We start from the raw sequence: 16797 nt of genomic DNA on the forward strand, positions 1-16797 counted from the left end.
GCATGAAAGAGGCCGCCTCTTCATTGGAGGAACGCATGAAAATCGATCTGAATTCCGACATGGGCGAAGGATTTGGCCCCTACCGGCTGTGCAACGATGAGGCGATGATGAAAATCGTCTCCTCGGCCAATATCGCCTGCGGCTTTCACGGTGGCGACCCCGACACCATGGGGCGCATGGTCCGGCTCGCGAGGTTGAACGGCATCGGTATCGGAGCCCACCCTGGCCTGCCCGACCGGCTGGGCTTCGGCCGGCGCGAAATACCGTTCCCGGCGGACGAGCTTCGCCAGCAGATGCTCTACCAGCTCGGCGCCCTGACAGCGATCGCCAGAGCTGAGCGGGTCGCCGTCTCACATATCAGCTTCCATGCCGCCATGGGCAACATGGTCAACCGCGACGCTGTCCTCGCCGACCTGATGATGGATGCGATAGCCACCGTCGACGCCAATCTCGTCGTCTTCGTCACGTCAGGCAGCGAGATCCAAAAGGCCGCCAAGCGCGCGCGCTTGAAGACGCTGGCGCTTTTCCTAGCGGACCGGGCCTATGATGCCGACGGCAAACTCGTCGCGCGCGGGCTCCCAGGCGCAGTCATCAAGGACGAGGCCTCGGTGCGCGCGCGTGTGCGGCAATTCCTGCTCGACGGAACCGTCCAGACGATCGACAGAACCGTCATCGCCATGCCGGCGCGCTCCATCCTGGTCCACAGCGATACGCCGGGCGCTCTCGAGCTTGCTGGCATCGTGCGCGGCGAGATCGAAGCCACGGGCGCCACGCTCGCGCCTGCTGCCGAACTCGCCGAATGACTCAATCCCCGATCGCCTGCCGGCGGTCTGTAACTCCAATCCCTCATCGAAAGACCACGTCGATGTCCGTCAAAGCCGATCGCCTGAAGAAGGTTTCCATATCCGCATCCGCCGCCATGACCCAACGCGCCAGAGAATTGGCCGCTGAAGGGATTAAGGTCGTCAGCCTCTCCTCCGGCGAACCGGATTTCCCCACGCCGGCGCACGCGATCGAAGCCGCCCATGTGGCGGCTCTCGCAGGCGATACGAAATATCCGCCGATGGACGGCACGCCGGCGCTCAAGGCCGCCATCATCAGGAAGTTCAAGCGCGACAACAATCTCGACTACGATGCCAGCCAGATCGTCGTCTCCGGCGGCGGCAAGCAGGTGATCTTCAATGCCATGCTGGCAACCTGCAATCCCGGTGACGAGGTCGTCATTCCGACACCTTCCTGGGTCAGCTATGCCGACATCGTCAGGTTCGCCGGCGGTGTTCCGGTCGCCGTCCCCTGTCACGAGAAGACCGGCTTCAAGCTGCGTCCGGAGGAGCTGGAAGCGGCGATCACGCCGCGTACCAAATGGCTCTTCCTGAATTTCCCAAATAACCCAACCGGTGCTGCCTGCTCCCGGGCGGAGATGGCCGCCATTGCCGAAGTCATGTTGCGCCATCCCAATGTCTGGATCATGACCGACGATATCTATGAGCACCTTGTTTATGACAACTTCCAGTTCTGCACGATGGCGGAAGTCGAGCCGATGCTCTACGAGCGCGTCCTGACGATGAACGGCGTCTCGAAAGCTTACGCGATGACCGGCTGGAGGCTCGGCTTCTGCGCCGGACCAGAAGAGCTCATCTCGGCCGTCAGCAACGTCAACGGCCAGAATGGCGGCGGCATTGCGACGCTGACGCAGGCCGCGGCGACCGCAGCGCTCGACGGGCCTCAGGATCTCTTGAAGGAGCGCGCTGCAATCTACAAGAAGAGACGGGACTTCGTCCTCGACAAATTGTCCGAGGTTGAGGGCCTGCGCTGCCACAGACCCGAAGGCGCCTTTTACATCTATCCCAATATATCGGGGCTGATCGGCAAGACGAGCAAGGGCGGACGAAAGATCGAAACCGATGTCGATTTTGTAATGGCGCTGGTGGAGGAACATCATGTCGCAACCGTGCAAGGCGCCGCTTACGGAATGAGCCCCTTCTTCCGCATTTCCTACGCCACGAGCATGGAAAAACTCGACGAAGGCTGCGCGCGCATAGCGCAATTCTGCCGGGACATGCGCTGATTGGCGATGCGTCTTACGTTTTCAGTTGCGCCGTCAGACAAAGAAGAATGTCGCGAACGGCAAGGGCAGGCTCCGACAAAGGATTCTGATCTGAAACGCAAAGCGAAAGGGTTTCCTCTATCCTGGGCGAGACGAGCCGGCAGATCAGCGGCTCGCTCGATTCCGAGACGATGCGATCGGCAATGGCCCGCGGCATGATCGTCGCGCCGAGACCGCTCGCGACAGCGCGGGCCAGGGTGCGGACGATTTCGACTTCCGCTACGACTTTCAGATTGGTGCGCGTGCGCGTGAAGGTGGTATCGACCGCGCGGCGGACGAAATTATAGGCTGGCGGCAACAGCATCGGCATCCCGTCGAGAGCACTGACCGGAACGGGTTTCGCAGCCGCCTCGATCGCGAAGTCGCGATGGGCGACCAGAAAGAACTCTTCACTGAGTATCGGTTCAAACCGCACGCCCTTGATCGGCCCGGTTCCATGGAGCAGCGCCATTTCCAGCCGGCCGTTCATGATCATCTGGCTGTACGTCTGGCCGACGCTTTCGGTCAGATGCAACAGGATGCCAGGGTGCAGTTTTCTGGTTTCCGCCAGGAGGTCGACCGAGAGCGTCGCAGCACTGCTGAAGGGCACGAGACCGACGGAGACGCGCCCCGCAAGCGAATTGCCGGCCGCCGATGCATCGGCCTGCGCCTGCTCCATCTGCCGGAGGATGATCTGGGCGTGGCGATACACCGCATGCCCCGCATCGGTCATACTCACACCTTGCTGGCTGCGGATTAGCAACTTGTGGCCGAAATGCTCCTCCAGCGCCGCAAGCTGCTGGCTGAGAGCCGGCTGGGCGATATGCAAAAGATCCGCCGCTCGCGTGATGCTGCCGCTGTCGACGATCACGATGAAGGATTTGAGGCGTCTGATGTCCATGAGGATCGGGGTACCATTCTGGTCTGCACGGGCCGCATGTTTGCAGAGGCGCATTGCTTTTGCAACGCGATGAGGTCTCAAGCCAGGCCGCGCGGGGACGCCGGCATCGCTGTTTTCTCTTGGTCAGCAAGCCGCAGCTGCTCCATAACCGTTGCTTATTGCTCCAGAGATAATCGGTCTTAGGCAAGGGGTTAAAGCTTCGCTACTGTCTCAATCAACAACAGGGGAACGACAATGCCATTCTCCGACTACAAGACCGCGCTGGTAACTGGCGCATCGTCCGGAATCGGTGCAGCCGTTGTCGAGCGGCTGCGCCAGGAGAACATCGAGGTCCATGCCGTTGCCCGCAGTGGCCAAGCGCTGCAGATGCTGGCTGCGCGGACGGGCTGCATCCCTCATGTCATCGATGTGACCGACCGTCCCGCGATGGCCGAGCTCGCGGGTAGAGTAGAATTCGATATTCTCGTCAACAATGCGGGCGTCGACCGACCGAAGAAATTCCTCGAAGCCGACGAGAGCGATATCGATCTGCTCATCGACGTCAATCTTCGCGCGGTCCTGCACCTCTGCCGCCTGGTCGTGCCCGGCATGGTGGCGAGGGATCGCGGCCACGTCATCAATATCTCGTCGATCGCCGGTACCTATAATTTCGGCGGCAACTCGTCCTATCATGCCACCAAGGCCGGGGTGAGCATGCTCTCTAACCAGCTGCGCATCGACGCGTTCGGCAAGCGTGTGCGGGTCACGGAGATCTGCCCCGGCCGTGTGGCTACCGACATCTTCAATCACGTCCATGGCAACGATCCCAGCGTCCGCGAACGGTTCGTCGATGGCTTCGAACTGCCGCAGGCGACCGATATTGCCGACGCTATTGCCTTCGCAATCGCAGCTCCAGTCGCGGTCAACATCGGACATATGGAAATCACGCCGACGCTGCAGGTCATGGGCGGCCTGCAGACGGCAAAGCCGCAGTCCGAGGCGAAGTCGAATCAATCCGGGGAGCCGACCCCGTGATCGGCTTCGACCTTTCGGCAATCCTGGGGCATCCCGAATATGCCGCCATGCTACTGCATGGCGTCGAGATGACCTTCATCATCTATGCCGGGTCGTGGTCGCTGGCAATGGCGCTCGCACTTGTGCTGCTGGGTGTGCGCCTGTCGCCCTTTCGCTTCGGCGATCCGTTGGTCGCCGCTTACGTTTCCTATCATCGAAACGTCCCCACTCTGGTGCAGCTCATGCTCTGGTATTTCGGCATCTTCACGCTGATGCCAAGCGGCATGGCGACATGGCTTGCAGGCCATAATGCAGAGGCGATCTTTGCGGTGATCGGGCTCGGGCTCTGCCAGGCGGCCTATTTCAGCGAAGATCTCCGTTCGGGCGTGCGGTCGGTCGGTGACGGCCAGATGCAGGCCGCCCGCGCCCTCGGCCATGGCTACGTCTCGGCGATGCGTTTCGTCATCATACCGCAGGGGGTGCGCAATGCTTTGCCGCCGCTCGTCAATCACAGCGTCTCCCTGTTCAAGAACAGCAGCCTCGCCGTCGTCATCGGCGCGTCGGAATTGACGCACGCCGTCAAGGAAATCGATAACCTCAGCTTCCGAACCTTCGAAATCTATTTGATCGGCACGGTTCTCTACCTGTCCTTCTCGCTCGTGATCATGAGCATCGGCGCCTATGTGTCGATGCGCGCGGATCCTGCGTGGAGGGCGCGCGCATGATCGAGGACATGATCGCCATCATCCGCGACTACTGGCTGCTGCTTTTGATTGGCCAATATCCGAACGGGCCGCTAGGCGGGCTCGCCAACACGCTGATCCTTTCCGCACTCAGCATCGCTCTCGCCTTTCCGGCGAGCATCCTGTTCGCACTGGCGCGGCTCTCCAAATCTCCGCTGCTTCGCTGGCCGGCCACTGCCCTTGTTTATTTCACCCGAGGCGTGCCGCTCCTGATGCTCATCCTGTGGAGCTATTTCCTGGTGCCGCTGCTGACGGGCGCCGATGTGCCGAGTTTCGTCACGATGCTGACGACGCTGGTGGTCTATCAAAGCGCATTCCTCAGCGAAGTCGTCCGGGCCGGTATCGTCGCGCTGGGACCAGGCCAGATGGATGCAGCACGTGCGCTTGGTCACAGCTATATCGGCGCGATGCGCTGCATCATCCTGCCGCAAGCACTCTACAACATGATCCCCAGCATCATCTCCACCTTCGTCTCGACGATCAAGGACACCACACTCGGCTATGTGATCAACGTGCCGGACCTCACCTTTGCGGCAAGCCAGGTCAACAACCAGCTCCTGACGCAACCTTTCCAGGTCTTCCTCCTCCTGGCGATCGTCTACTTCGTCATCTGCTGGACCCTAACCTACTTCGCAAATCGCCTCGAGCGGCGCATTACGCGGCGACGTGCGGGACTGCTCAGCGTCCCCGCCGCCCCCCTCGTCGCGCCATCGAAAATCGTATCGGAGCAGCTATGACCATGTCAGTTTCAGCACAGGAATCGCAGACAATCCGGCTTTTGCAGGTCTGCAAGAGCTATGGCGACTATCCGGTCCTGAAGGACATCGATGCGCAGGTCGCACGCGGCGAGGTGGTCGTCATCTGCGGTCCATCAGGTTCAGGAAAATCAACGCTGATCCGCACGATCAATCGCCTGGAAGAGATCAACAGCGGATCGATCACGCTCGACGGGCAGAACATTCACGCCTCAATGCGGACGAAGGAGCTCAACGTAATGCGCAGCCGGATCGGCTTCGTATTTCAGAACTTCAATCTTTTTCCGCATCTTTCGGTCACTGAGAACGTGTCGATGTCGCCGATCAGGGTGAAGGGCGTTACGCCTGATGTCGCCCACGAAAAGGCCCTCAAGCTCCTCGACCGGGTCGGCCTTGCCGACAAGGCCAGCGCCTATCCCGGCCAGCTGTCGGGCGGCCAGCAGCAGCGGGTGGCGATCGCGCGCGCTCTTGCCATGGAACCGCCGGTAATGCTGTTCGACGAGCCGACGAGCGCGCTCGATCCTGAAATGGTTGGTGAGGTGCTCGCCGTCATGAAGAGCCTGGCCAAGGAGGGCATGACCATGCTCTGCGTCACTCATGAGATGGGTTTCGCACGCGAGGTCGCGGATCGGATCTGGTTCATCGACGCCGGTCAGATCATCGAAATGGCGACCCCTGAAGACTTCTTCAGCAATCCACGCCACCCTCGGGCTCAGCGTTTCCTCGCTGATCTCAGGCACTGATTACCAACGACCAAAAACAAAGGAGAACAGCAATGAACTGGAAATGCCTGAGCCTCACCGTCGCATTTTCCGGCTTGGCCGCGGCCGCGGCCGTGCCCGCGCACGCCGATCAGCTCGACACCATCATGTCTTCGAAGATCCTGCGCTGCGCGACCTTCGCCGACGTTCCTCCCTTCGCTTCGCCTGATCCGAAGACTCGTGAAATGGCCGGTTTCGATGTCGACCTCTGCGGTGCCATCGCCAGGGAAATGAGCGTCAAAGCTGAAATCAAGCCAGTTTCGGTGGAGGCGCGCGTGCCCGAGGTCAAGCTTGGCCGCGTCGACATCACGGTCGCCAACCTTGCCTATACGCTGAGCCGCGCCGAGCAGATCCAGTTCAGCGATCCCTACTATCTCGCCAAGGAAATGCTGATCGTCCCGGCGGACGACGTAGGCAAGAACAAGGCCGATTACGCAGGCCAGCGCATCGCTTCGACCAAGGGCTCGACTTCGGAAATGTCCATCAAGCTCAACAAGTCCGATCCGCTGACATTCCAGGATACCGCCTCTGCCTATCTCGCGGTCCAGCAGGGCAAGGCGCGCGGCATGGTGGCCAACACGATGACGACGACCAAGTTCGTCAATGAATCGAAGAGCAGGGGCAAGGAAATGCGGATGATCGAGGAGCCGATGCTGTATCAGCCGATCGGCATCGGCATGGCCAAGGATCAGCCGGCGCTCACGGCCAAGATCAACGAAATCCTGCACAAGCTCGACGGGTCAGGCGAGATCAACAAGATCTGGGACAAGTGGCTCGGCCAGAACACCGAATACAAGATGACCCGCACCGATAAGGTCCTGCCGCTCTCCGAGTTGAAGTTCGACCCGATCCCATAGGCCGATCGGCCTCGACGTCATCCAGCGACGATTTCCAAAGAATCAGACGACGGGGCATGTGCGCCGTCGATCAAAGATGTGAGGCATCCATGATCCATATAAAAGATATCACTGAACGGCCTGATAAAGCCGATATCGATGCGATTTCCAGATTTTCGCCGGCGACGATCCACGAGGCCCAGGGTCGCCGCGGCGCGCTTTCCTCCCGCCTCAAGCCCGTGGACTACCGCATGAAGCTGTGCGGTCCGGCCTTTACGGTGAAATGCGCACCGCGCGATAACATCATGCTGCAGCTCGCTATCAACTATGCGAAACCCGGCGATATTATCGTCGTATCGGCCGGCGAATACGAGGAGGCCGGCTCCTTCGGCGATGTTCTTGCCAATGCCTGCCTTGCAAAGGGTATCGGCGGCCTCGTCACCGACACCGGCGTGCGCGACACGCTGCAGCTGCGGGAGCTCGGTTTTCCCGTATTCTCGCTCAGTGTCTGCATCAAGGGAACGGTGAAGGAAACCATTGCGGCTGTGAACGATCCGATCATCGTCGGCGGCGAAACCATCAATCCCGGCGACATCATGGTCGGCGATGCCGACGGACTGGTGGTCGTGCGCAGGCAGGAAGCACAGGAAGCAGCAAGACTCTCACAGGCCCGCGAAGATGCCGAAGCCGGCTATATCGCCGCCTACAAGGAGGGGAAATCGGTCATCGAGGTCAGCAAGCTGGAACCCGTGCTGAAGGGCAAGGGCCTCGTCGTCGATAGCTGGTTTATCGGCGTAGGGCATCGAATTACTTGAGAAAGACACCTCGGCGCTCCCCCAGGCAAGTCACGAAAATATCCGTCATGCCGACAGGCTCGGTCTATCAGACACCGAGTTGATCTGCTTGGGCGTCGCCGGTTCATATCCGTTCAAGGCGCCACTCTCCCGCAGAGCGGAAATAATTCTGTGTAACGTGACCCCTCTCTCGACTCGGCTGCGTGCGAATTTCCAGCATCGGTCCGATGTCATGATCGTCCGCCGCACGTAGTGCTGCGACATAACGTGCACGCAGTTGGCCGACGTTGGCCAGACTGCCACCGCCCCAGCTGAAAGGCTTGCCGCCAAGCCGCTCAATCAGAACATCAGCCGCCAGGCGCGCATGACGACCATTTCCGTTCGGAAATGGGTGAATCGCGACCAGGCGATGGTGGAACCGGATCGCGATCTCATGGAGCTCGCGTCCCGCGATCTTGCGTGCACGAGACTCGACTACAGCTTCAAGGGAGCTGTTTCTCTCATTTGATATTTGTCGTCATCGGTTGGGTCGGTTAGCCCGCGAATACAGAACCGTCCCTGAATTTCAGCCCCAGCGGTCCTTCTCCGTGTGTCCCAATCTTCTCTCGGTGTTCATGAAGGCTGGACACTATAATGGTCACGTGTTCTATAAAACGGACAGATTTGAAGGGAGTACGCATGCATCTTTCCATGTGGGCTTACCCGTGGGATGTCCAGGACCAGGGGCTCGCAGCACTTGTCGCCGACCTTCGCGACCGTGCGGGCCTCACAGCGGTCAGCCTGGCGACCTCCTATCATGCTGGCCGGTTCCTTCAGCCACGGAGCCCGCTGCAAAAGGCCTATTTCCCCGAGGACGGGACGGTCTACTTCCGGCCTGATGAAAGCCTATGGCAGGGCAAGGTGATCCGGCCGCTGATGGCCAGGAATGTAGATGAGCGCGGTGATATGCTGGACGCACTCGTCAGGGGACGCGACACGACGGGTCTCAAGGTCTCCTGCTGGACGGTCTGCCTCCACAATACCCGTCTGGGCATGCTGCATCCCGATCACGTGACGCGGAATGCCTTTGGCAATCCCAACTATTACAACCTTTGCCCCTCCAGCCCGGCGGCGCGCGCCTATGTTGTCACCCTCGTGCGCGACATCACGACGAACTACCAGCCCGATATGGTGGAACTCGAAAGTCCGAACTTCATGGGTTTCGCGCATGAATACCATCACGAGAAAGATGGTGTCGGCTTGAACGCCGAAGACGATTTCCTACTGTCACTTTGCTTCTGCGACCATTGCACGGCGCGCGCCACGAAGGCGGGCGTGCCGGTCGAAGGCGCGCGCAGATCGGTCGTGCGCTTCATCGCGGAACTGTGCGAACGGGTTGTTCCGGAACGGCAGTTCCCTGACTTCCCGGCAGCCGGCATCGATGCCTTTCGCGACTATCCGGATCTGCACGGCTATCTTGCCTGGCGCAGCGAACCGGTAACCAGTCTGATCGGCGAGATCATGGCGGCCGCCGATCCGGCGACCCGCATCGTGCTCATCGACCTGAAGGACGGCTGGCTCGGCGGCGTCGATCTTGCAGCCATCGGCAAGCTCTGCGACGGGGTCATCCTCTGCTGCTACGACATGGTTCCGGGTGTCATCGGCGATGTCATTCGGACCGGACGGGCGGCAATCGGACCGGGAAAGTTCCTCGGGGTGGGCCTGCGCGTCTTCTATCCCGAGGTCGGAGAGCCTGCGGTCCTGGCCGCACGCGCCAGAGCCTCCGTCGATGCCGGCGCTGACGGCGTGAACTTCTACAACTACGGCCTCATACCGGCAAAGCGTCTCGACTGGGTCAAGGCAGCGGTCGACGTCATCACTTAAGCGGATTAGCGCTCAGGACGCTCTCCTCAGGATGCGATGGGTTCAGCGACCTGGATCAGGCAGTCGCCGGCCTGGCTGTCGCAATGCAGCCTGTGGGAAATGACAATGCCGCTTTCGACGAAGCGCAGCTCTTCCTCCGGCTGCTCCAGGCGTTCCAGGTCATGATACCATCCGGCAAGTTCGCCGGCGGAAACGGTGGCGCCAAGTGCCGCGGCCGGCTCGAACCAGCCTCTGCGGTTCGCATAGATGCCCTGGCTGTGCCGGGACAGTGAAAGCAGCTGCAATGATCCCGGTTCGGGGAGCGGCACGCGCGACAAGACCGGACGCTCGATGATGCCGAGTGTCACGAGCAGCCGGTCGATCGCCGCCGCCGTGAAGGCCATTGTCTCAGGCGTCACGGTTCCGCCGCCGCCGAACTCGCCGGAAAGACCGACGGTTCCCGCCCGCCCGGCAGCCCCCATCGATGTCGGGGCGGTTGGCCCGTTGTCGGCAATGAAGGCATGCGATGCGCCGATCGCCCGCAGCAGCGAGACGGACCGCTCGAAGCGGGCGCCATCCGCCTGCCGCTCGATCAGCGCACAGGGTAGGTGCGCCATGGATGTGCCGCCCGAATGCAGGTCGAGCACGACGTCATGGCGGGGAAAGAGCTCGTGTTCGAGGAAATGAGCGAGGCGCGCCGTCGGTGACCCGGTGGGATCGCCGGGAAACGCCCGATTGAGGTTGCCGCCGTCAAAAGGCGAGCAGCGCTTGCCCGCCATCACCGCCGGCAGGTTCGCCATCGGCAGGACGGTGACGGCGCCACGAAGTCCCTTTACCTCCAACAGGCGCATCAACCGGCCGAGTTGGAGTTCGCCCTCATACTCGTCGCCGTGGTTGCCGGCCATCAGCAGCAAAGACGGTCCCGCGCCATTCTTCAGGCGAAGGACAGGAATGCGGATCTGATAATAGGGCGAGCGGTCGATCGAATAGGGAATGGCGAGGTGGCCGGCCTGCCGGCCCTCGCGCGAAAAGTCGATCGGATTGACGAGGCCACTATGCATGATGTCTCCAGTGTGGACGGTTATAATCCCGTCAGAGGTCGGCGAGCGTGGTCATTCGATGCGCACATCGGGATCGGCGAGGCTACCTCGACGCAGGCGCGAGCGGGCAGGAAGACGGTGACGGCTATGAGGCGCGAGCGGTCCATACCGGCTTCCTTCAACAGGACGTCGATCTTGCAGAGCACATCGCGGGTCTGGACCTCAATGTGCGCCTTTCGACTTTCTGCGACCTGGCCGGCAAGATAGACGAGACCCACTTAGCTGACGGTTTGGCTCGTACGCGGACCATCTGATAACGCTGCATCATGGGCGGGTTTTGCCTTTCTTGCCCTTGGAGGGCGAAGTCAGCCGAAGCTGGTCAGATAGGCCGCCGTCACCGAATGGTCCGGGTCGAGGCCGTAGAGGATAGCATGCCGGTCAAGACAGGTGCAGGGATGCGAGATGCCGTACTCGATGACGTCGCCCACAGCGACGTCGCTATCGTCGGCAAGGGCGACGAAGGCATGCTGATCGTTCAGGCGGAAAACTTCGGCGCCCCTGAGATCGGCGAGGTAGGCGCCATTGCGATAGAGCGCTAACGGCTGCGGCAGGCCCTGGTCCATCGCCACGTCGCGCATGCCCATGCCGCAGATCGCAAGCTGCGCTTCCGGCCGCGACAAGACCTCGGCCCAGACCCGCAGCGCCGGACGGAAACCTGCGGCCGCCGAAAACGTCTCGTCGCCGATGCGGAAACCGCCGCGCGCATCGAGGCCGGCAAGGCCACGCTCGTAGATACCGTGATCGTGGAAGAAGATCGCGCCGCTACGCAGAACGAGCCGGCAGGCGGGATCGGCCGCAACGGCGGTTGCAAGCCGCGCGACCACCACGTCGAAATAGACCGAGCCGCCAGCCGTGACCATGAGCGGCCGCGCGTCGCCTATGCGGGCGCGCAACTTCGGCAGGAAATCCGCTGTCATCGCCATCAGCGCGTCGACGCGAAGCATCGTCTCTTTTGCATCGGCGGTCGCGGCCGCACCCTCATAGGCGGCGATGCCGGTCAGCCCGAACGTCGGTGTCTCCACCGCAAGTATTGCGTAGAGGATTGCCTCGGCGACGACGGCGTTGCGAGCACCGGCGCGGCCGGCGCCGAACTCCACCAGCAGGCCGAGGGGCGGCAGATCCGCACGCTGCTGCCAGGCTGAGCGAAGTGCATCGACGAGGGTTGTCGAATCCACGAAGACATGCAGTTCCGCATCGGGATAATCGGCGAGCATGGCCGCAAGCCGGCGAGCAGCGGCGGCCCCGCCGATCTCGTTGGCGAGGATCAGGCGGCGCTGTCCCGCCTTGAGCAGGACGGCGGCCTGGCGGATGTCGGCGACCGTTGTACCCCAGGCGCCTGCGGTCACAAGAGCGTGCGCCAGCGCCGTCGACATCGGTGTCTTGGCGTGCGGAGCAATCTCGGCGCCGTGGCTCCTTACGTAGGCCATCATCAGATCGACATTGCAGGAGAAGGCCTGCCGGTCGAGCGAGATCAGCGGCAGGGCCATCCTGCCGTCATAGGGTTTCCATCCCTGCTTGCCGATTGCAGCAATCGGGAGCGGCGGATTGCCTGGCGGAAAACCGCGCACCCGCTCGTCGATCAACGCGTTTTCCGCGGTATGAAGGTCAGACATGGTAGCCGCTCCTGATCTCGACCGGTTCGGCGATGCCGAGGCGATAGGTGTCATTGGCAGTGGCAAAGAACAGGTCGCGCTGCTCCTCGAGAGACAGCTGCGAGACGACCGTGCGGAAAACCTGATAGACCTCGTCGAAAGAGGCGTGCAGGCCCGCGACTGGAAAGTCGCTCGCGAACATGGAGCGCGCCGGGCCGAAACAATCGAGGCAATGCTCGATCACCGGCCGCAGGCTTTCGAGCGTCCATTCGCTGTCGTAGGCGACGAGGTCGGAAATCTTCAGGCGCACGTTCGGCTCGCTACCGATCGCCTGCAGGCCGCGGCGCCAGCGCGCCATGCCGTCCTCGCTCCGATCAGTGGGGCTTCCGCCGTGGTTGAGCACGAAAAGCGTTTCCGGAAAATCCTGCACGAGCTCGAGCGCCTCGCTCATCTGCCAGGGAAAAAGCATCAGATCGAAGGCCAGCCCGAGCCGCGTGGCTTCGGCAAGCCCCGCCCGCCAGGAGGGATCGCCCATCCGGTTCGGGCGCGAGGCGAAGCTCTTCGCCGCTTCCGGATGCCAGCTGACGATATCACGGATGCCGACGACATTCGGATTTGCCGCTTCGGCCCTGAGCAAGCGTATGGCATCCGGCCCGTCGAGAGGAACACGCGCGATATAGCGATGCGCGACGCCGGAGCTGCGGTCGAGGCCATCCAGCCAGCGGCTTTCTTCCAGAGGGTGCGCATCGGACCAGCCGGCCTCCACATGCACCGTTGCAACGACGTTCTGGCGCGCGGCGTCGGCGCGATAATCGTCGACGCCGTAGTCGCGCAAGATCGGCGCGAAGCTGCCGAAGACCATATCCTCCCCGGACGCTCGCGCCTTCTGTAGCCAGGGATGACGTTGCAGCCCAAGGTCCCAGAGATGATGGTGCGGATCGATCACCGGCCCGTCATAGCGCCTCGTCATCTGCGCGCCTCGCGGCCGGATACGAGCAGAAGCGCAAGGATCAGCGTGCCGAACATGATCGACCGCCAGCCGGGGGAGGCGTTGACCACAGTGATCAGCGCCGTCGTCGTGACGAGCAGGATTGCCCCCGGAATGGTCCCGGCATAGGTGCCGCGGCCGCCAAGGATGGAGGTGCCGCCGAGCACGACGGCGGCGATCGACGTCAGCAGATAGGGGTCGCCGATACCGACATAGCCTTGCCGGTTCATGCCCAGCACGAGAATGCCCGCAAGCCCTGCGAAAAAACCCGACAGGGTATGGACCATCAGCGTGTTGCGGGTGACGCTGACGCCGGAAAGCCGGGCAGCCAGCGGATTCGCCCCAAGTGCCAGGAAACGCGCGCCGATCGGCATGCGGTGGACGAGCAGGAGAATGGCGATTGAGACTACGAGCCACAGGATGATACCGGCCGGGATGCCGAGCGGCCGCGCCTGCCCGAGCAGAATGACCGCCGGATTGCTGACGGTGACCGCGCTGCCGCCGGCGACAATGACGAGCAAGCCCTGCAGGAAGGTCGCCATGGCAAGCGTCATGATGATCGGCGGCACGCGAAGATAGGCAGCGCCCGCGCCGTTCATGAGGCCTATGCCAGTGGCGATGGCTAGGGCCACCGCGATACCGACGAGGCCGGTCGGGTCCCAGGCCGGCGAAAAAAGCGGCAGCAGGATCGCCGTGACAGTGATGACAGCGCCGACGGAAAGATCGATGCCGCCCATAAGGATGACGAGCGTCTGCCCGGCAGCCGCGATGCCGATCACCGCGGCGAGTTCGAGCAGGTAGCGCAGGTGGCCATAGGCGCCGAAACCACGCAGCGTGAAGCTTGCGACGATCCAGACGAGTGCGACCAGTAGGAGGGTCAGGAACGGCGGATTGCGGAACGCGGACCTGATCGTGTTCATCGCCTTGCCTTCCATTGAGCGAGAAGTTCCGGCACAGCGACCGCGCCAACGATGATCAGACCCTGCGCGACATATTGCGCGACCGGCGGGAAGCCCAGGAAGAACATGACGTTGATCATGACCGAGAGCAGCAGGCTGCCACAGATCGCGCCACGCATCGTGCCCTTGCCGCCAAGAAAACCCACTCCGCCGAGCACGGCGGCGGCGATCGAGTTCAGCGTGAAGGGCGTGCCGATAACAGGATCGCCCGAGCCGGTCTGCGCAGCGACGAAGAGACCGGTCAGTGCCGCGAGAAGACCGGACAGCGCGAAGGCGACGACCTTCACACGCTCGACCGGGACGCCGGAGCGGAATGCGCCGACCGGATTGTCGCCGGCCGCGTAGATGCCGAGGCCGAGCGGCGTTGCGAGAAAGGCCTTCCAGAGCGCCAGGATGACGACGAGCAGCACAAAGGCGACGGGTGTGTGACCGGCCAGCGTCGTGGACAGCCAATCGGGAATGAACCCGCCCGGCCTCGGCAGCAGGATGAGCGCGACCCCGCCGATGATGAAGGAGCCGGCAAGCGTGACGATGATTGCAGGCAACCTCAAATGCGTCACGATGGCGCCGATGACGGCGCCGATCGAAAGACCGGCGAGTGCGACCGTAAGAATGCCGCCTGGCACGCCGAGCGCTCCTTCCATCGTCGTTGCGGCGATCACGGCTCCGAGGCTCACGAGCGGGCCGATCGCCAGTGTGATGCCGCCGTTCAGCATCAGCAGCGCCTGCGCCATGGTGACGAGCGCGAGCGGGAACCAGTTCTGCGTGAACTTGGAGAAGCCGCCAATGGAAAGGATGCCAGGAAAGAGCATCGCATAGAGGATGAGAAAGGCGGCGACAACCAGATAGAGGCCGGCCAGACCGCGGTTGCGGCGGAGTTGGATCGAGCCGTAGAGCCGCGTTGGGGAACTTGCTCTCATCAGGCAGCCTCTCCCTGCGTCGTGGTGGTGATGCCCATGGCCGCGCCGACGATCGCTCCTTCGGTGATTTCATCGTTCGACAGTACCGCCGCGACACACCCCTCGCGCAGAACCACGACACGATCACAGAGATGCACGAGCTCCGGCGTATCGGAACTGGCCAGAATGACGAGCCGCCCCTCCGCGGCGAAGGCACGCAGCATGAGATAGATTTCTCGCTTGGTCTCGATGTCGACGCCGCGCGTCGGATCGTTAAGGAGCAGTACGGAGGGATCGAGCGGCAGCCATTTCGCGAGCGCCACCTTCTGCTGATTGCCGCCGGAAAGCGCCTGCACCTGGCGGTCCGTATCGCCCTTGATCTTCAGTCGGAGCGCGAGATCGGCGACGAGGCCGTTTTCCGCCTGCCGGTCGCGCAGCCCCTTGCCGGCGAGCCGTCCAAGCGAGGGAAGGATGAGATTGGATGCGATGGAATGGGGCATCACCAGCCCCTCGTGCTTGCGGTCGGCAGGGACATAGACGATGCCCGCGGCATTTGCCACGCCGACATTGGCGGGCAGGCCGGAATTGCCTGAAACCTCCGCTCTGGAAGCCGCGGCCGGAATCGCGCCGTAGAGGCCGAGCAGCAGGTCTTCCTGCCCTTGTCCCACGAGCCCGCCGATGCCGACGATCTCGCCAGCGCGGGCGCAGAAGCCGACGTCACGCACCACGCCGGCGGAAAAGCCTTCAACACGGATGCGCATCGCGCCGGGTGCTGCGGCCAGGCGGGGCGGGAACAGGTCGCCGGTCTCGCGGCCGACCATGAGGCGCACCAGGCCTTCGCCGTCGATGCCAGACAGCGACTGGTCCGCGGTGACCACGCCGTCCTTCAGCACCGTGACATGCGAGCAGAGCGCCTGCACCTCATTGAGGCGGTGGGAAATATAAAGAAGTGCCGTGCCGCGGTCCCTCAGCGTCTCGATCAGACGGGCAAGGATGCCGGCTTCGTGAGCGGAGAGCGATGAAGTCGGCTCGTCGAGGATCAGCACGCGCGGCTTTCGGAACAGCGCCTTGGCGACTTCCACCATCTGACGGCGGCCAAGCGCGAGATCGGCGACCGGCATGTCGAGGGGCTCGGTGAGCCCCACCATGTCGCAGACATCCCGGACGCCGTGATGAAGCGCTCTGTAATCGATGAGACCGAACCGGCGCGGAAACGCGCCGAGACCGACGTTTTCGGCAATCGAGAGACTGGCCGTGAGGCTCAGCTCCTGCTGAACTACGGCGATACCCGCTGCGCGCGCATCCGCCGGGCTGAAGCGCCCGACGGACTTGCCCTCGACGAGGATGGAACCACCGTCCGGCTGGAGAGCCCCGGACAGGAGATTGATCAGTGTGGACTTTCCGGCGCCGTTTTCGCCGAGCAAGGCGTGAACCCTGCCCGGCAGAAGGGCGATGTCGACGCCCTTCAAAACGGGATTGCCGAAAAATCCCCTGAACACCTGCCGGGCTTCCAGCAGGGGCCTTTTTTCCGTCATGGCGGCTTCCCTC

Annotated in this window: 16 protein-coding genes and 2 pseudogenes; 9 read left to right on the forward strand and 9 right to left on the reverse strand. The window is 62.5% G+C overall.

Annotation, left to right across the window (positions count from 1 at the left end; all coding sequences use genetic code 11):
* Nucleotides 1–35 precede the first annotated feature (35 nt).
* Nucleotides 36–803: a 5-oxoprolinase subunit PxpA gene (locus EV130_RS02445; RefSeq protein ID WP_132549274.1), complete on the forward strand. Its 768-nt coding sequence runs from the start codon at nucleotides 36–38 to the stop codon at nucleotides 801–803.
* 62 nt (nucleotides 804–865) lie between these two features.
* A complete protein-coding gene (locus EV130_RS02450) occupies nucleotides 866–2068 on the forward strand; it encodes a pyridoxal phosphate-dependent aminotransferase (protein WP_074063908.1) in 1203 nt (400 codons plus the stop codon).
* Nucleotides 2069–2081: 13 nt separating this feature from the next.
* Here the strand turns inward: EV130_RS02450 and nac are convergent, their stop codons facing one another.
* Nucleotides 2082–3041 (reverse strand): nitrogen assimilation transcriptional regulator NAC, encoded by a 960-nt coding sequence (gene nac, locus EV130_RS02455; protein WP_074063909.1) that lies wholly within the window; start codon nucleotides 3039–3041, stop codon nucleotides 2082–2084.
* A gap of 180 nt (nucleotides 3042–3221) precedes the next feature.
* Here nac and EV130_RS02460 point away from each other — a divergent pair, with 180 nt between their 5' ends.
* The 6 genes from EV130_RS02460 (at nucleotide 3222) to EV130_RS02485 (ending at nucleotide 7890) form a co-directional block, all read left to right on the forward strand.
* Nucleotides 3222–4001, forward strand: a complete 780-nt coding sequence (locus EV130_RS02460) for an SDR family oxidoreductase (RefSeq protein ID WP_132549268.1) — start codon at nucleotides 3222–3224, stop codon at nucleotides 3999–4001.
* Nucleotides 3998–4705, forward strand: a complete 708-nt coding sequence (locus EV130_RS02465) for an amino acid ABC transporter permease (RefSeq protein ID WP_074063911.1) — start codon at nucleotides 3998–4000, stop codon at nucleotides 4703–4705. Before EV130_RS02460 ends, EV130_RS02465 begins: the two co-directional genes overlap by 4 nt.
* On the forward strand, nucleotides 4702–5460 hold the full coding sequence (locus tag EV130_RS02470; protein WP_074063912.1) for an amino acid ABC transporter permease: 759 nt from the start codon (nucleotides 4702–4704) through the stop codon (nucleotides 5458–5460). The genes EV130_RS02465 and EV130_RS02470 overlap by 4 nt, the downstream gene beginning before the upstream one ends.
* Nucleotides 5457–6221: an amino acid ABC transporter ATP-binding protein gene (locus EV130_RS02475; RefSeq protein ID WP_132549265.1), complete on the forward strand. Its 765-nt coding sequence runs from the start codon at nucleotides 5457–5459 to the stop codon at nucleotides 6219–6221. Before EV130_RS02470 ends, EV130_RS02475 begins: the two co-directional genes overlap by 4 nt.
* Nucleotides 6222–6253: 32 nt before the next feature.
* Entirely contained in the window at nucleotides 6254–7096 is an 843-nt protein-coding gene (locus EV130_RS02480) for an ABC transporter substrate-binding protein (RefSeq protein ID WP_132659148.1), read from the forward strand.
* Between the two features lie 89 nt (nucleotides 7097–7185).
* Nucleotides 7186–7890 (forward strand): 4-carboxy-4-hydroxy-2-oxoadipate aldolase/oxaloacetate decarboxylase, encoded by a 705-nt coding sequence (locus EV130_RS02485; protein WP_132549259.1) that lies wholly within the window; start codon nucleotides 7186–7188, stop codon nucleotides 7888–7890.
* 190 nt (nucleotides 7891–8080) lie between these two features.
* Here the strand turns inward: EV130_RS02485 and EV130_RS33135 are convergent.
* Nucleotides 8081–8302, reverse strand: a pseudogene (locus EV130_RS33135) (Fic family protein); the annotation flags it as partial.
* Between the two features lie 245 nt (nucleotides 8303–8547).
* On the opposite strand from EV130_RS33135, the gene EV130_RS02495 reads away from it, so the two are divergent.
* Nucleotides 8548–9732, forward strand: a complete 1185-nt coding sequence (locus EV130_RS02495) for a hypothetical protein (protein WP_074063916.1) — start codon at nucleotides 8548–8550, stop codon at nucleotides 9730–9732.
* Nucleotides 9733–9758: 26 nt separating this feature from the next.
* Here EV130_RS02495 and EV130_RS02500 read toward each other — a convergent pair whose 3' ends face one another.
* The 7 genes and pseudogenes from EV130_RS02500 to EV130_RS02530 form a co-directional block, all read right to left on the reverse strand.
* Entirely contained in the window at nucleotides 9759–10772 is a 1014-nt protein-coding gene (locus tag EV130_RS02500; RefSeq protein WP_074063917.1) for a succinylglutamate desuccinylase/aspartoacylase family protein, read from the reverse strand.
* A gap of 51 nt (nucleotides 10773–10823) precedes the next feature.
* Nucleotides 10824–11079: pseudogene (locus tag EV130_RS02505) on the reverse strand (Rid family hydrolase).
* A 37-nt stretch (nucleotides 11080–11116) separates the two neighbouring features.
* Complete coding sequence (locus tag EV130_RS02510; RefSeq protein WP_074063918.1) at nucleotides 11117–12424, reverse strand: alanine racemase; 1308 nt, start codon at nucleotides 12422–12424, stop codon at nucleotides 11117–11119.
* The gene (locus tag EV130_RS02515) at nucleotides 12417–13373 is read right to left on the reverse strand and encodes an amidohydrolase family protein (RefSeq protein WP_132549256.1); all 957 of its coding nucleotides are present in this window, start codon (nucleotides 13371–13373) and stop codon (nucleotides 12417–12419) included. The genes EV130_RS02510 and EV130_RS02515 overlap by 8 nt, the downstream gene beginning before the upstream one ends.
* Nucleotides 13370–14311, reverse strand: a complete 942-nt coding sequence (locus EV130_RS02520) for an ABC transporter permease (protein ID WP_074065576.1) — start codon at nucleotides 14309–14311, stop codon at nucleotides 13370–13372. The genes EV130_RS02515 and EV130_RS02520 overlap by 4 nt, the downstream gene beginning before the upstream one ends.
* Complete coding sequence (locus tag EV130_RS02525) at nucleotides 14308–15270, reverse strand: ABC transporter permease (RefSeq protein ID WP_132659150.1); 963 nt, start codon at nucleotides 15268–15270, stop codon at nucleotides 14308–14310. The genes EV130_RS02520 and EV130_RS02525 overlap by 4 nt, the downstream gene beginning before the upstream one ends.
* Entirely contained in the window at nucleotides 15270–16784 is a 1515-nt protein-coding gene (locus EV130_RS02530) for a sugar ABC transporter ATP-binding protein (RefSeq protein ID WP_074063921.1), read from the reverse strand. The genes EV130_RS02525 and EV130_RS02530 overlap by 1 nt, the downstream gene beginning before the upstream one ends.
* Nucleotides 16785–16797: the final 13 nt, after the last annotated feature.

Origin of the sequence: Rhizobium azibense, assembly GCF_004342325.1 — a bacterium.
Lineage (GTDB): Bacteria > Pseudomonadota > Alphaproteobacteria > Rhizobiales > Rhizobiaceae > Rhizobium > Rhizobium etli_B.

What these genes read in the sequence shown, in the direction of transcription:
- EV130_RS02500 (WP_074063917.1), bottom strand. Translation starts at nt 10,772, where the DNA reads ATGCATAGTGGCCTCGTCAATCCGATCGACTTTTCGCGCGAGGGCCGG.
- EV130_RS02480 (WP_132659148.1), top strand. Translation starts at nt 6,254, where the DNA reads ATGAACTGGAAATGCCTGAGCCTCACCGTCGCATTTTCCGGCTTGGCC.
- EV130_RS02495 (WP_074063916.1), top strand. Translation starts at nt 8,548, where the DNA reads ATGCATCTTTCCATGTGGGCTTACCCGTGGGATGTCCAGGACCAGGGG.
- EV130_RS02520 (WP_074065576.1), bottom strand. Translation starts at nt 14,311, where the DNA reads ATGAACACGATCAGGTCCGCGTTCCGCAATCCGCCGTTCCTGACCCTC.
- EV130_RS02485 (WP_132549259.1), top strand. Translation starts at nt 7,186, where the DNA reads ATGATCCATATAAAAGATATCACTGAACGGCCTGATAAAGCCGATATC.
- EV130_RS02470 (WP_074063912.1), top strand. Translation starts at nt 4,702, where the DNA reads ATGATCGAGGACATGATCGCCATCATCCGCGACTACTGGCTGCTGCTT.
- EV130_RS02525 (WP_132659150.1), bottom strand. Translation starts at nt 15,270, where the DNA reads ATGAGAGCAAGTTCCCCAACGCGGCTCTACGGCTCGATCCAACTCCGC.
- EV130_RS02530 (WP_074063921.1), bottom strand. Translation starts at nt 16,784, where the DNA reads ATGACGGAAAAAAGGCCCCTGCTGGAAGCCCGGCAGGTGTTCAGGGGA.
- EV130_RS02445 (WP_132549274.1), top strand. Translation starts at nt 36, where the DNA reads ATGAAAATCGATCTGAATTCCGACATGGGCGAAGGATTTGGCCCCTAC.
- EV130_RS02450 (WP_074063908.1), top strand. Translation starts at nt 866, where the DNA reads ATGTCCGTCAAAGCCGATCGCCTGAAGAAGGTTTCCATATCCGCATCC.
- nac (WP_074063909.1), bottom strand. Translation starts at nt 3,041, where the DNA reads ATGCGCCTCTGCAAACATGCGGCCCGTGCAGACCAGAATGGTACCCCG.
- EV130_RS02460 (WP_132549268.1), top strand. Translation starts at nt 3,222, where the DNA reads ATGCCATTCTCCGACTACAAGACCGCGCTGGTAACTGGCGCATCGTCC.
- EV130_RS02510 (WP_074063918.1), bottom strand. Translation starts at nt 12,424, where the DNA reads ATGTCTGACCTTCATACCGCGGAAAACGCGTTGATCGACGAGCGGGTG.
- EV130_RS02475 (WP_132549265.1), top strand. Translation starts at nt 5,457, where the DNA reads ATGACCATGTCAGTTTCAGCACAGGAATCGCAGACAATCCGGCTTTTG.
- EV130_RS02515 (WP_132549256.1), bottom strand. Translation starts at nt 13,373, where the DNA reads ATGACGAGGCGCTATGACGGGCCGGTGATCGATCCGCACCATCATCTC.